The sequence below is a fragment of the Burkholderia sp. NLJ2 genome, from assembly GCF_049487195.1.
Lineage (GTDB): Bacteria > Pseudomonadota > Gammaproteobacteria > Burkholderiales > Burkholderiaceae > Burkholderia > Burkholderia pyrrocinia.
On the sequence record NZ_CP137808.1, the window covers coordinates 3,147,959 to 3,160,905 of the forward strand.

Annotated in this window: 14 protein-coding genes; 9 read left to right on the top strand and 5 right to left on the bottom strand. The window is 67.1% G+C overall.

Annotated elements, in window-relative coordinates; translation table 11 throughout:
- Positions 1-27: 27 nt before the first annotated feature.
- From purU to R9B84_RS14525, 5 genes are all read right to left on the bottom strand, one after another.
- Positions 28-912 (bottom strand): formyltetrahydrofolate deformylase, encoded by an 885-nt coding sequence (gene purU, locus R9B84_RS14505; protein WP_423758460.1) that lies wholly within the window; start codon positions 910-912, stop codon positions 28-30.
- A gap of 74 nt (positions 913-986) precedes the next feature.
- Complete coding sequence (locus tag R9B84_RS14510; RefSeq protein ID WP_423758461.1) at positions 987-1,853, bottom strand: DUF4743 domain-containing protein; 867 nt, start codon at positions 1,851-1,853, stop codon at positions 987-989.
- 5 nt (positions 1,854-1,858) lie between these two features.
- Positions 1,859-2,473: a LysE family translocator gene (locus R9B84_RS14515; protein WP_047899043.1), complete on the bottom strand. Its 615-nt coding sequence runs from the start codon at positions 2,471-2,473 to the stop codon at positions 1,859-1,861.
- Between the two features lie 40 nt (positions 2,474-2,513).
- On the bottom strand, positions 2,514-3,080 hold the full coding sequence (locus R9B84_RS14520; protein WP_040141994.1) for an adenine phosphoribosyltransferase: 567 nt from the start codon (positions 3,078-3,080) through the stop codon (positions 2,514-2,516).
- Positions 3,081-3,157: 77 nt separating this feature from the next.
- Positions 3,158-5,164, bottom strand: a complete 2,007-nt coding sequence (locus tag R9B84_RS14525) for a monovalent cation:proton antiporter family protein (RefSeq protein WP_047901071.1) — start codon at positions 5,162-5,164, stop codon at positions 3,158-3,160.
- Positions 5,165-5,290: 126 nt separating this feature from the next.
- On the opposite strand from R9B84_RS14525, the gene kdsD reads away from it, so the two are divergent.
- The 9 genes from kdsD to hprK all read left to right on the top strand — a co-directional run bounded on the left by kdsD (position 5,291) and on the right by hprK (position 12,873).
- Positions 5,291-6,274, top strand: a complete 984-nt coding sequence (gene kdsD / locus R9B84_RS14530; protein WP_423758462.1) for an arabinose 5-phosphate isomerase KdsD — start codon at positions 5,291-5,293, stop codon at positions 6,272-6,274.
- On the top strand, positions 6,274-6,810 hold the full coding sequence (locus R9B84_RS14535; RefSeq protein ID WP_047899045.1) for a KdsC family phosphatase: 537 nt from the start codon (positions 6,274-6,276) through the stop codon (positions 6,808-6,810). Before kdsD ends, R9B84_RS14535 begins: the two co-directional genes overlap by 1 nt.
- A gap of 3 nt (positions 6,811-6,813) precedes the next feature.
- The gene (gene lptC, locus R9B84_RS14540) at positions 6,814-7,428 is read left to right on the top strand and encodes an LPS export ABC transporter periplasmic protein LptC (protein WP_321786763.1); all 615 of its coding nucleotides are present in this window, start codon (positions 6,814-6,816) and stop codon (positions 7,426-7,428) included.
- A gap of 20 nt (positions 7,429-7,448) precedes the next feature.
- Positions 7,449-8,114, top strand: coding sequence for a lipopolysaccharide transport periplasmic protein LptA (gene lptA / locus R9B84_RS14545; protein WP_423758463.1), 666 nt, complete (start codon positions 7,449-7,451; stop codon positions 8,112-8,114).
- Positions 8,111-8,887 (top strand): LPS export ABC transporter ATP-binding protein, encoded by a 777-nt coding sequence (gene lptB / locus R9B84_RS14550; RefSeq protein ID WP_423758464.1) that lies wholly within the window; start codon positions 8,111-8,113, stop codon positions 8,885-8,887. Before lptA ends, lptB begins: the two co-directional genes overlap by 4 nt.
- 160 nt (positions 8,888-9,047) lie before the next feature.
- Positions 9,048-10,550 (top strand): RNA polymerase factor sigma-54, encoded by a 1,503-nt coding sequence (locus R9B84_RS14555; protein WP_423758465.1) that lies wholly within the window; start codon positions 9,048-9,050, stop codon positions 10,548-10,550.
- A gap of 157 nt (positions 10,551-10,707) precedes the next feature.
- Complete coding sequence (gene hpf, locus R9B84_RS14560; protein ID WP_006477786.1) at positions 10,708-11,067, top strand: ribosome hibernation-promoting factor, HPF/YfiA family; 360 nt, start codon at positions 10,708-10,710, stop codon at positions 11,065-11,067.
- Between the two features lie 195 nt (positions 11,068-11,262).
- On the top strand, positions 11,263-11,775 hold the full coding sequence (locus R9B84_RS14565) for a PTS sugar transporter subunit IIA (RefSeq protein ID WP_034195643.1): 513 nt from the start codon (positions 11,263-11,265) through the stop codon (positions 11,773-11,775).
- 129 nt (positions 11,776-11,904) lie between these two features.
- Positions 11,905-12,873: an HPr(Ser) kinase/phosphatase gene (gene hprK, locus R9B84_RS14570; protein ID WP_006483133.1), complete on the top strand. Its 969-nt coding sequence runs from the start codon at positions 11,905-11,907 to the stop codon at positions 12,871-12,873.
- Positions 12,874-12,947: the final 74 nt, after the last annotated feature.

The following is a 12,947-nucleotide window of genomic DNA, read 5'->3' on the forward strand; positions in this document are numbered from 1 at the left end:
GGCAGGCCGGCGAACGCGGCCGGCCGATCAGCGGAACACGACCGTCTTCGTCCCGTTCAGCACGATCCGGTGCTCGACGTGCCACTTCACCGCACGCGCGAGCGTCACGCACTCGACGTCGCGGCCGATCGCGGTCAACTGGTCGGGCGTCATGCTGTGGTCGACGCGCTCGACTTCCTGCTCGATGATCGGGCCTTCGTCGAGATCGGTCGTCACGTAGTGCGCGGTCGCGCCGATCAGCTTCACGCCACGGTCGAACGCCTGGTAGTACGGCTTCGCGCCCTTGAAGCTCGGCAGGAACGAGTGATGGATGTTGATCGCGCGCCCGGCGAGCTGCTGGCACATGTTCGGCGACAGGATCTGCATGTAGCGCGCGAGCACGACGAGATCGGCCCGGTGCTCGTCGATCACTTCCAGCACGCGCGCTTCCTGCGCGGCCTTCGCGGCATCGGACGAACCGCCGATCAGCGGGAAGTGATGGAACGGGATGTTGTAGCTCGCGGCGAGCTGGTAGAACTCCTTGTGGTTCGACACGATCGCCGGGATCTCGATCGGCAGCTGGCCGGTGCGATAGCGGAACAGCAGGTCGTTCAGGCAGTGGCCGATCTTCGACACCATGATCACGACGCGCGGCTTCACGGCCGCGTCGTGCATCTCCCAGCGCATCGCAAACTGCTCGGCGAGCGGCGCGAATTCGTTGCGAAGCATGTCGAGCGCAGACGCCGCATCCGCGCCGTCTGCGTCCTGCACGAAGTGCACGCGCATGAAGAACTCGCCGGTACGGCTGTCGCCGAACTGCGCCGAATCGAGGATGTTGTTGGCGCGCTCGAACAGGAAGCCCGAGACTGCGTGGACGATGCCGTGCCGGTCGGGGCACGACAGTTTCAAGATAAAGCTGTGATCGGTCGACATGACCGCGACTCCCTTTGTTTCCGTATTCGTCAAATTGCCTGTTCGCGCCGCCGGACTGCGCGTCGCGGCGCGCGTCACGCGGCCGGTGCGAACAGCGCGTCGATGCCCGCCGCGTCGGCCGCGGAAAGCCAGCGGTGGCGCAGCAGCGTGTCGAGCGTCGCGAGGCTCGCATCCATCGTCGCGCGCCCTTCGCGCAGCCAGCCGATCACCTCGGGCACGCCGGCCAGCAGGTGCTCGGCCACTTCGCCGTCCTGGTTGCGCGGCGCGAAGTCGTGCGGCAGCGGCAGGTCGTACACGAAGATCAGTTCGGACTGCGTGCCTTCCGGCAGCGAGCACAGCACCTGCACCGCGCGGCCCGCGATCGCACGCACCGCGAGTTCGGCCGGAATGCCGGCTTCTTCCCAGCACTCCTTCGCGAGCGTCTCGTGAACGCCCAGGCCCCAGCCGATGCCGCCCGCGACGACGTTGTCGAGCATGCCGGGGTCGGTTGCCTTGGTCGCGCTGCGGCGGCCGAGCCACATCTGCGGCGCGGTCGCGGCGGGCGCCTCGCCCGGTGCAACCGCATATTCTACGATGCCGTTCAGGTGCACCGCATAAGTCTGCGTCCCGAAGAACCGCGACGCGGCGCGCTCGATGTACGCGAGAGGCGGATCGTCGAAGCGGTTGCGGATCGCGTAGATCTCGTCGCGCCAGCCGGGAATCGCGCCTTCGGCCGCGAGTGCGCCGATCGCGCTCGCCAGCGCCATGCTGCGCGCGTCGACCGAGTCGTAGCGCGCCGACAGCACGACGCGCTCGCCGGTCAATTCGAACACGTCGGGCCAGCGCTCGAGCTTCGCGACGTCCTGCCGGCGCACCCAGCCGACCGCCTGACCGGCGATCTCGAAACGCAGGTGCGCGGCCGGATCGAAGCGGCGCGCAGCCGCGATGCACGGAAACGTCATCGCCGTCAGTCCTTCAGCGCGACGCGGATGCCGATCGCGATGAACGTCGCGCCGGCGATCCGGTCGAGCCACACGCCGGCCTTCGGGCGGCGCTTCAGCCATGCGCCGATCATCCCGGCGCCGACGCCGAACAGCGAGAAGATCGCGGCCGTCTGCAGCATGAACAGCGCGCCGAGTTCGAACATCTGCAGCGTCACGCTCTGCGTGCCGTGCGGATCGACGAACTGCGGCAGGAACACGACGAAGAACAGCGTGACCTTCGGGTTCATCAGGTTGCCGATCACGCTCTGTCGGAAGATCGTGCCGAGCGGCTGAGGCGGGCGCGCGTGCGCATTCGCGAGGCCCTGGCTGCGCAGCGCCTTGATGCCGATCCACACGAGGTACGCGGCGCCCGCGAGCTTCAGGATCTCGAACGCGACCGGCGACGAACGCAGCACGGCCGCGACGCCGAGCGCCGCGAGCGTCGTATGGAACAGGATCCCGGCCGTGAAGCCGAGCGCGGCGACGAAGCCGGCCGCGCGGCCCTGCGAAATGCCGCGCGCGAGCACCTGCAGGTTGTCGGGACCCGGCGCGAACGTAATCGCGATCGACGTGGCGAGAAACAGCATGAAGTTGGGCATCGTGACCTCGCGGCGTAACGTGAGTAAGGCAGGCCGGCGTTCAGTGGCCTGCGAATTCGGTGACGGTATAGACGGGCAGTCCCGCGTTGCGTAGCAGCGCCGAGCCGCCGAGATCGGGCAGGTCGATGATCGCCGCGCCTTCGACGACCACCGCGCCGAGCCGCTGCAGCAGGTTGCGCCCCGCCATCATCGTGCCGCCGGTCGCGATCAGGTCGTCCATGATGATCACGCGATCGCCGGGGCGGCACGCATCCTCGTGGATCTCGACCGTCGCGCTGCCGTATTCGAGGTCGTACGATTCCGAACGCGTCTTGTACGGCAGCTTGCCGACCTTGCGGATCGGCACGAAGCCGACGCTCAGCTCGTACGCGACGATCGGCGCGATGATGAAGCCGCGCGCGTCGAGGCCCGCGACGTAGTCGAGCTTCGCATCGACATAGCGTTCGACGAACAGGTCGACGAGGATGCGCAGCGCCTTCGGGCTCTGCAGCAGCGTCGTGATGTCGCGGAACATCACGCCCGGCTGCGGCCAGTCGGGCACCGTGCGGATCTGGCTGTGGATGAAGGCGACCGGATCGAGCGGCGCGCCCGACGACGAATGCGGCATGAAACTCTCCGAAAAAAACGGTGCGCGAAGATCGGGCACCGTTTCGAATAAATACGGGTCAGGTTATTAACCGCGACTCACGCGGCCGCGGCCGGCGGATCGCGCCGATGGCGCGACAGCCGCTCCTCCGCGAGCGCGAGCGCCTCGGGCAGCCCGCGCAGCACGACGATGTCGCTCGCGCGCAGCTTGGTCTGCGGATCGGGTTCGACGCCGCGGATGCCGTGCCGGCGGATCGCCGTGACTTCCAGCCCGAGCGCATACAGCCCGAGCTCCTCCAGCGAGCGCCCGACCGCGTCCGCGCGCGCATCGACCGGCACCGATTGTAGCCGCACCTGCTCGTGGTCGTCGTCGTCCGCGTCGTCCGCGCCGCGGAAATAGCCGCGCAGCAGGCTGTAGCGCTCGTCGCGCATCTCCTCGACGCGCCGCACGACCTTGCGCATCGGCACGCCGACCAGCACCAGCGTATGCGACGCGAGCATCAGGCTGCCTTCGACGATCTCCGGAATCACCTCGGTCGCGCCGGCCGCGAGCAGCTTCTCGAGATCGGCATCGTCGACGGTGCGCACGATCGCCGGCAGCGTCGGTTCGAGCTCGTGCACGTGATGCAGCACGCGCAGCGCCGACGGCGTGTTCGCGTAGGTGATCGCGACCGCCGCCGCGCGGTGGATACCGGCCGCGAGCAACGACTCGCGGCGCGCCGCGTCGCCGAACACGACCGATTCGCCGGCCGCCCCGGCCGCGCTCACGCGGTCCGGGTCGAGGTCGAGCGCGACATACGAAATGCCTTCCTGTTCGAGCATGCGCGCCAGGTTCTGGCCCGCGCGGCCGTAGCCGCAGATGATCACGTGGCCGCGCTGCTTGAGGCTTTGCGTCGCGATCCGCGTCATCTGCAGCGACTGCTGCATCCATTCGGTCGACGACAGCCGCATCACGATCCGGTCCGCGTTCTGGATCAGGAACGGCGCGGCGAGCATCGACAGCAGCATCGACGCGAGGATCGCCTGCAGCAGCGTCGAATCGACGAGATGGCGGTCGAGGATCAGGTTCAGCAGCACGAAGCCGAATTCGCCGGCCTGCGCGAGGCCGATGCCCGTGCGCATCGCGACGCCCGGCGTCGCGCCGAACAGCCGCGCGAGCCCCGCGATCATCGTCCCCTTGAACAGGATCTGCCCGACGAAGAAGCCGAGCACGAGCAACGGGTGCTCCCAGATCACGCGCGGATCGAGCAGCATCCCGGTCGTCACGAAGAACAGACCGAGCAGCACGTCGCGGAACGGCTTGATGTCCTCCTCGACCTGATGGCGGAACGGCGTCTCGGAGATCAGCATCCCCGCGATGAACGCGCCGAGCGCGAGCGACAGGCCGAACTTGTCGGTGATGAACGCGGCGCCGAGCGTGACGAGCAGCAGGTTCAGCACGAACAGTTCCTGCGAGCGGCGCCGCGCGACGACGTTGAGCCAGCGCGTCATGAAGCGTTGCCCGATGACCAGCAGCAGCGTGAGCGCGATCACGATCTTGACGGCCGCGAAACCGAGCGTCAGCGCGAGATCCTTCGACGATTCGGCGCCGAACGCGGCGATCACGATCAGCAGCGGCACCACCGCGAGATCCTGGAACAGCAGCACGCCGAAGATGTTGCGGCCGTGCTCGGTCTCGATCTCGAGCCGCTCGGCGAGCATCTTCGACACGATCGCCGTCGACGACATCGCGAGCGCGCCGCCGAGCGCGACGGCGCCCTGCCACGTGATGTGCACCCAGCGCTCGAACAGCGCGCCGAGCACGAGCGCGAGCACCAGCGTCGCGACGACCTGCAGCAGCCCGAGGCCGAACACGAGCCGCTGCATCGACCTCAGTTTCGCGAGCGAGAATTCGAGGCCGATCGAGAACATCAGGAACACCACGCCGAATTCCGCGAGATGCTCGGCGCGCTCGAGATCCGCCGCGATCCCGAGCGCGTGCGGGCCGACCAGGATGCCGACGGTCAGGTAGCCGAGCATCGGCGGGAGGTTCAGCGAACGGAACACGACGACGCCCACCACCGAAGCCAGCAGCAGCATGAGCGTCATTTCGAGCGGGGAAATCACGGGCAAAGCGTCCTCGTTCGTCGGGGCCACCGCAAAGCGGGCACGGTGGCGTAGCGTGGGATAGGCGACTTCGGACGAGTCCGAAGGCCCGGCGCGGCGAACAAACGCCTTTGCTATACTCCGCGCATGATAGCGAAAATCAATGACAACCGCGCGCTCGCGCTCGCCCGCGACGTGCTCGACATCGAGGCGGACGCCGTGCGTGCGCTGCGCGACCAGCTCGACGGCGACTTCATCCAGGCCGTCGCGCTGCTGCTCGGCTGCCGCGGCCGCGTGGTGGTGTCCGGTATCGGCAAATCGGGGCATATCGCCCGCAAGATCGCAGCAACGCTGGCCAGCACCGGCACGCCGGCCTTCTTCGTCCACCCTGCCGAGGCCAGCCACGGCGACCTCGGGATGGTCACCGCCGACGACGTCTTCATCGGCATCTCCTATTCCGGCGAATCGGAAGAACTCGTCGCGATCCTGCCGCTCGTCAAGCGGATCGGCGCGAAGCTGATCGCGATCACGGGCCGCGCGGAGTCTAGCCTCGGCACGCTCGCCGACGTGAACCTGAACGCCGCGGTCTCGAAGGAAGCGTGCCCGCTGAACCTCGCGCCCACCGCGAGCACGACCGCCGCGCTCGCGCTCGGCGATGCGCTCGCCGTCGCCGTGCTCGACGCGCGCGGCTTCGGTTCGGAAGATTTCGCGCGCTCGCACCCGGGCGGCGCGCTCGGCCGGCGCTTGCTCACCTACGTGCGCGACGTGATGCGCTCGGGCGACGACGTCCCGTCCGTCGGGCTCGACGCGACGCTGTCGGACGCGCTGTTCCAGATCACCGCGAAACGCCTGGGCATGACCGCCGTGGTCGACGCCGACGGCAAGGTCGCGGGCATCTTCACGGACGGCGACCTGCGCCGCGTGCTCGCGCGCGACGGCGACTTCCGCACGCTGCCGATCACCGATGTGATGACGCGCGACCCGCGCACGATTGCGCCGGATCACCTCGCGGTCGAGGCCGTGGAACTGATGGAGCGCCACCGGATCAACCAGATGCTGGTCGTCGATGCCGACGGCGCGCTGATCGGCGCGCTGAACATGCACGACCTGTTTTCGAAGAAGGTGATCTGATGAGCGCAGCGCTGACTGCGGCCGAACGCGCAAGCCGCGTGAAGCTGATGATTTTCGACGTCGACGGCGTACTGACCGACGGCGGCCTGCTGTTTACCGCGGCCGGCGACGCGATGAAGTCGTTCAATTCGCTCGACGGCCACGGCGTGAAGCTGCTCGGCGAAGCCGGCATCGCGACCGCGATCATCACGGGCCGCCGCTCGGAAATCGTCGCGGCGCGCGCGAAGGAAATGAAGATCACGCACCTGTTCCAGGGCGTCGAGAACAAGCTCGCCGTGTTCGCCGACCTGATCGCATCGCTCGGCCTCACCGCCGACGCATGCGGCTACATGGGCGACGACTGGCCCGACCTGCCGGTGATGCTGCGCTGCGGCTTCGCGACCGCGCCGGCGAACGCGCACCCCGAGGTGATCGCCCGCGCGCACTGGGTGGCCGAGGCCCGCGGCGGCCACGGCGCCGTGCGCGAAGCCTGCGACGCGATCCTGCGCGCGCAGCACCGCTATGACGCGCTGCTCGCAGCCGCCTGCGGAGCCTGACGGATGAACACGCATTTCCGCTGGACCCAGTTGCTGCCGCTCGCCGCGGTCGCCGCGCTCGCGGGCATCACCTGGTGGCTGCTGCAGGCGACGCTGCCGCCGCCGGGCGAAGGCACCGTGCAGCCGAAGCGCCATACGCCCGACTATTTCGCGGACAACTTCTCGGTCACCGAACTCGACCAGTCCGGCACGACCCAGTACCGGCTGACGGCCGCAAAGCTGATCCATTACGAAGACACCGAAAACAGCGACCTGACCGATCCGGCCATGCGCGCATTCCAGCCCGGCAAGCCGGTCGTGACGACCACCGCGAAGCGCGGCACCGTCAACGGCGACGTGTCGATCGTCGATTTGTACGACAACGCGCGCATCCTGCGCGCGGCCGGCGGCGGCGATCCGCAGATGCAGGCCGATTCCCAGCATTTCCGGATCTTCGTCAATGACGATGTGATCCAGACCGAAAAGCCGGTTAAACTTCAGCGCGGCCTGTCGCTCGTCAACGCGACCGACGGCATGAAGTACAACAACGTCACCCGGGTCATCGAGCTTTACGGCAACGTGCGCGGCACGATCGCCGCGGCGGACACGTCCGGCGGCTCGAAAGGTCAACCCAAGTAACGCTTCCCTCACGTGACTGCATGAACGAACCGTTCCCTCGACAGAATTCCGGCGGCGCTGCGCGCGCCGTCCGCGCCGCGCTCTCCGCGACGCTCGTGGCGCTCCCGCTGATCGGGCTGGCGCCGCTCGCCCATGCCGAGAAGGCCGACCAGGGCAAACCGATCAACGTCGAGGCCGACAACCTGACCTATGACGACCTGAAACAGGTCACGGTCGCAACCGGCAACGTCGTGATCACGAAGGGCACGATCATCATCAAGGGCGATCGTGTCGAAGTGCGCCAGGATCCGGAAGGCTATCAGTACGCGACGTCGTTCGGCAGCGGCAAGAAGCACGCGACGTTCCGCCAGAAGCGCGAAGGCCTCGACGAATACATCGACGGCGATGGCGAGCGCATCGACTACGACGGCAAGCAGGACCTGACCACGCTGACGACCGCCGCGACCGTACGCCGCCTGCAGGGCGCGTCGACGATCGCCGACACCGTGCACGGCAGCGTGATCACGTACGACGGCCAGCGCGACTTCTACACCGCGAAGGGCGGCAAGGACGTCGCGGCGCCGGGCAACCCGAACGGCCGCGTGCGCGCGATGCTGTCGCCGAAGAACGGCGGCCCCGCGCCGCTGAACGGCGCGCCGGCGAAGCTGTCGCCGTCGACCACGATCCAGGGAGCGCCGGGCCAATGAACGCGCTACCGAACCGCCAGCCGGCCGGCACCACGAGCTCGCTCGTCATCCGCAACCTGAAGAAGCGCTACGGCTCGCGCACGGTCGTCAAGGACGTGTCGCTCGACGTGAAGAGCGGCGAAGTCGTCGGGCTGCTCGGCCCGAACGGCGCCGGCAAGACCACGTCGTTCTACATGATCGTCGGCCTCGTGCCGCTCGACGCGGGCGAGATCTCGCTGAACGGCAGCTCGATCAGCCTGCTGCCGATCCACAAGCGCGCGTCGCTCGGCCTGTCGTACCTGCCGCAGGAAGCGTCCGTGTTCCGCAAGCTGACCGTCGAGGAAAACATCCGCGCGGTGCTCGAGCTGCAATTCGGCGAAGACGGCAAGCGGCTGTCGAAGGACGCGATCTCGTCGCGCACCGAAGCGCTGCTCGACGAGCTGCAGATCGGCCACCTGCGCGAGAACCCCGCGCTGTCGCTGTCGGGCGGCGAACGACGCCGTGTCGAAATCGCGCGCGCGCTCGCGACCAACCCGAACTTCATCCTGCTCGACGAACCGTTCGCCGGCGTCGACCCGATCGCGGTGCTCGAGATCCAGAAGATCGTCAAGTTCCTGAAGCAGCGCAACATCGGCGTGCTGATTACCGATCACAACGTCCGCGAAACGCTCGGCATCTGCGACCACGCCTATATCATCAGCGACGGCTCGGTGCTCGCCGCCGGCGCGCCGAGCGACATCATCGAAAACGAAAGCGTGCGCCGCGTGTACCTCGGCGAACACTTCCGCATGTAACTTCCTCCTCGTGGCTGGCTGCACCCCGCCCGGCATCGCCGCGCGGGGCCGCGCCCCGCTTCGCGGCCATGCCCGCGGCCGGGCGGCGCGCCGCGCGTAATCGCGGATGGCTCAACGCGCCTGGGTCGTGGCACACTGCCGGTATGACTCCCTCCTTGCCATGAAAGCCAGCCTTCAACTCCGCCTGTCGCAACATCTGGCGCTGACGCCCCAGCTACAGCAGTCGATCCGGCTCCTGCAGTTGTCGACGCTCGAATTGCAACAGGAAGTCGCGATGGCCGTCGCGCAGAACCCGCTGCTCGAGAACGACGACGAGTGGATCGCGAGCCCGCTGCGCGTCGCGGCGGACGGATCGCTGATCGCGCAGACGCCGCCCGCACAGAACACCGAACCGGCCGTGTCGAACGGCAGCGGCACGTCGGGCGATCGCGCGGAGCGCGACGAGCCGGCCGGCGCCGACGAATACGATTATGCGTCCGGCGACGGCAACGACGGCCCGCAATGGAATCTCGACGAATTCGGCCGCTCGAGCGGCGCGTCCGACGACGACGACCTCCCGCCGCTGCAGGTGCAGGAAGCCGCGACGTCGCTGCGCGACCACCTGTCCGCGCAGTTGCGCGTCACGCAGGCCAGCCCGCGCGATCGCGCGCTCGTGATGTTCCTGATCGAATCGCTCGACGACGACGGCTACCTGACCGCCACGCTCGACGAAGTGCTCGCCGACCTGCCGTCCGAGCTGGAGATCGACTGCGACGAACTGAACGCGGCGCTCGCGCTGCTGCACAGCTTCGACCCGGCCGGGGTCGGCGCCCGCTCGGCATCCGAATGTCTGAAGCTGCAGTTGCTGCGCCTCGATCCGTCCCCAACGCGCACGCTCGCGCTCGAGATCGTGTCGCAGCATCTCGAACTGCTCGCCGCACGCGACTTCACGCGGTTGCGCAAGCACCTGAAGGCGAGCGACGACGCGCTGCGCGACGCGCACGCGCTGATCCGCTCGCTGGAGCCGTTCCCCGGCGCCGCGTACGGCAAGGCCGAGGCCGACTACGTCGTGCCCGACATCATCGTGAAGAAGGCCGGCCAGGGATGGCTCGCGGAGCTCAATCCGGAGGTCGTGCCGCGCCTGCGGATCAACAACCTCTACGCGAACATCCTGCGCAACAGCCGCGGCGATCCATCGGCCGGTTCGCTGAAGCAGCAGCTCCAGGAAGCACGCTGGCTGATCAAGAACATCCAGCAGCGTTTCGACACGATCCTGCGCGTCGCGCAGGCTATTGTCGAGCGTCAGAAGAATTTCTTTGCGCACGGTGAAATTGCCATGCGCCCCTTGGTTTTGCGGGAAATAGCTGATACGCTGGGCCTACACGAGTCGACTGTCAGCCGTGTGACAACAGGCAAGTACATGCTGACCCCGTTCGGGACGCTTGAATTTAAGTACTTCTTCGGATCACACGTTTCAACCGACACCGGTGGCGCCGCCTCGTCGACCGCCATCCGAGCCCTGATCAAGCAACTGATAGGAGCTGAAGACCCAAAATCGCCACTTTCGGACAGCCGCATTGCCGAGCTGCTGGCAGAACAGGGTTTCGTGGTCGCGCGCCGCACGGTTGCCAAATATCGCGAAGCCCTCAAGATCCCGGCAGTGAATCTGCGCAAGTCTCTTTAGCCTGCTGCCTGCCCGGCGGCAGGCGTGTTCCGGCCACCGCGCACACGGGGAACAGGCCGGGCGACCTGTCCGCGATACACCGCCTCGTGCGGCACGGGCAAGTCGACCGGAGCGCCGCCTCGATGCGGCCGGGTGGTCACTCGCTTGGAGAAGCACTATGAACCTGAAGATCAGTGGACATCATCTCGAAGTCACGCCTGCAATTCGCGAATACGTGATCACCAAGCTGGACAGGGTGCTACGGCATAGCGATCAGGTGATCGATGGCACTGTGATCCTCTCGGTCGACAACCACAAGGAAAAGGACAAGCAGCAGCGCGCAGAAATCAACCTGCACCTGAAGGGCAAGGACATCTTCGTCGAAAGCGCAAACGGTAACCTGTACGCCGCGATCGATCTGTTGATCGACAAGCTGGATCGCCAGGTCGTCAAGCACATGGAGCGCCTGCAAACGCACGCGCACGACCCGATCAAGCTTCAACCGTCGATCGACCAGATCGAACTGCCGCCGCAGTAACCGTCACCGCAACACGCACGCCGCCCGGTTCGCCGGGCGTTTTTTTTGCGACTCCTCGCAGCGGTGCGACCGGTCCGTCCATGCTGCGCCACGCACGCGGCTGTGCTCTATAATGTTCCGGTTATCGCCGGGGGGCGTTGGGTGCGGTAGCTGCGTTGCAGGTTGCCGATGCCAAATGCCTTGATATCGCCGAACATGGAAAATCAGTCTGCCGCCGCAAGGAGACCCCAGGCCGCCCAATCGCCTGCCAACATGAATCGCCTAGCCAAAATCCTGCCCATAGAGAACGTCGTCATCGACCTCTCAGTCACCAGCAAGAAACGCGTGTTCGAACAAGCCGGGCTGATGTTCGAGAATCAGAACGGCATCGCCCGCAGCACCGTCACGGACAACCTGTTCGCGCGCGAGCGCCTCGGCTCGACCGGGCTCGGCGAAGGCGTCGCGATTCCGCACGGGCGCATCAAGGGTCTCAAGCACCCGCTCGCCGCGTTCGTCCGGCTCGCCGACGCGATCCCGTTCGAAGCGCCCGACGGCCAGCCGGTCGGCCTCCTGATTTTCCTGCTCGTCCCCGAGCAAGCCACCCAGCAGCACCTCGAAATCCTGTCGGAAATCGCGCAACTGCTGTCCGATCGCGACGCGCGCGAGCGTCTGCACAACGAAACGGATATCGCCGAGTTGCATCGCCTGCTCACTCAGTGGCAACCTTGAGTTGATCCGGGCGGAATACTTTCCCGTACGAGGCGGCATGCGCCGCCGTCCAGGGCCGCCCGGCGCCGGCCCGGCATGGCGACGTCCGTCGCCGCGCGCATGCACCGGCCCATTGGAGTGACGAGAGTCATGGATACGTCCAGCATCAACGCCCAGAGCATCTTCGACGACAACGCGGCCACGCTGAAACTGAGCTGGCTGACGGGGCATGAAGGCTGGGAACGCGGCTTTTCGGCCGACACGGTCGGCAACGCGACGTCGAGCGCCGACCTCGTCGGCCACCTGAACCTGATCCACCCGAACCGGATCCAGGTGCTGGGCGAAGCCGAAATCGACTACTACCAGCGCCAGACCGACGAAGACCGCTCGCGCCACATGGCCGAGCTGATCGCGCTCGAACCGCCGTTCCTCGTCGTCGCCGGCGGCGCCGCGGCGCCGCCCGAACTCGTGCTGCGCTGCACGCGCTCGTCGACCCCGCTGTTCACGACGCCGATGTCGGCCGCCGCAGTGATCGACAGCCTGCGGCTCTACATGTCGCGCATCCTCGCGCCGCGCGCGACGCTGCACGGCGTATTCCTCGACATCCTCGGGATGGGCGTGCTGCTGACCGGCGATTCGGGCCTCGGCAAAAGCGAACTCGGCCTCGAGCTGATCAGCCGCGGGCACGGCCTCGTCGCCGACGACGCGGTCGATTTCGTCCGTCTTGGCCCCGATTTCGTCGAAGGGCGCTGCCCGCCGCTGCTGCAGAACCTGCTCGAAGTGCGCGGCCTCGGCCTGCTCGACATCAAGACGATCTTCGGCGAGACCGCCGTGCGGCGGAAAATGAAGCTGAAGCTGATCGTCCAGCTCGTTCGGCGCCCCGACGGCGAATTCCAGCGCCTGCCGCTCGAAAGCCAGACCGTCGACGTGCTCGGTTTGCCGATCAGCAAGGTCACGATCCAGGTCGCGGCCGGCCGCAACCTCGCGGTGCTCGTCGAGGCGGCCGTCCGGAACACGATCCTGCAGTTGCGCGGAATCGACACGTTGCGCGATTTCATGGATCGGCAACGACTCGCGATGCAAGATCCCGACAGTCAGTTCCCCGGCAAACTGGTGTAACCCGCACGCGCCGGCCGCGCACCGCCGACGCGTCGAGCCGGTGCTATGATGAAACGTCAGGATTCTCTGCTTCC

Coding starts and splice junctions, on each gene's coding strand:
- purU (WP_423758460.1), bottom strand. CDS start 912: ATGTCGACCGATCACAGCTTTATCTTGAAACTGTCGTGCCCCGACCGG.
- R9B84_RS14510 (WP_423758461.1), bottom strand. CDS start 1,853: ATGACGTTTCCGTGCATCGCGGCTGCGCGCCGCTTCGATCCGGCCGCG.
- R9B84_RS14515 (WP_047899043.1), bottom strand. CDS start 2,473: ATGCCCAACTTCATGCTGTTTCTCGCCACGTCGATCGCGATTACGTTC.
- R9B84_RS14520 (WP_040141994.1), bottom strand. CDS start 3,080: ATGCCGCATTCGTCGTCGGGCGCGCCGCTCGATCCGGTCGCCTTCATC.
- kdsD (WP_423758462.1), top strand. CDS start 5,291: ATGATAGCGAAAATCAATGACAACCGCGCGCTCGCGCTCGCCCGCGAC.
- R9B84_RS14535 (WP_047899045.1), top strand. CDS start 6,274: ATGAGCGCAGCGCTGACTGCGGCCGAACGCGCAAGCCGCGTGAAGCTG.
- lptC (WP_321786763.1), top strand. CDS start 6,814: ATGAACACGCATTTCCGCTGGACCCAGTTGCTGCCGCTCGCCGCGGTC.
- lptA (WP_423758463.1), top strand. CDS start 7,449: ATGAACGAACCGTTCCCTCGACAGAATTCCGGCGGCGCTGCGCGCGCC.
- lptB (WP_423758464.1), top strand. CDS start 8,111: ATGAACGCGCTACCGAACCGCCAGCCGGCCGGCACCACGAGCTCGCTC.
- R9B84_RS14555 (WP_423758465.1), top strand. CDS start 9,048: ATGAAAGCCAGCCTTCAACTCCGCCTGTCGCAACATCTGGCGCTGACG.
- hpf (WP_006477786.1), top strand. CDS start 10,708: ATGAACCTGAAGATCAGTGGACATCATCTCGAAGTCACGCCTGCAATT.
- R9B84_RS14565 (WP_034195643.1), top strand. CDS start 11,263: ATGGAAAATCAGTCTGCCGCCGCAAGGAGACCCCAGGCCGCCCAATCG.
- hprK (WP_006483133.1), top strand. CDS start 11,905: ATGGATACGTCCAGCATCAACGCCCAGAGCATCTTCGACGACAACGCG.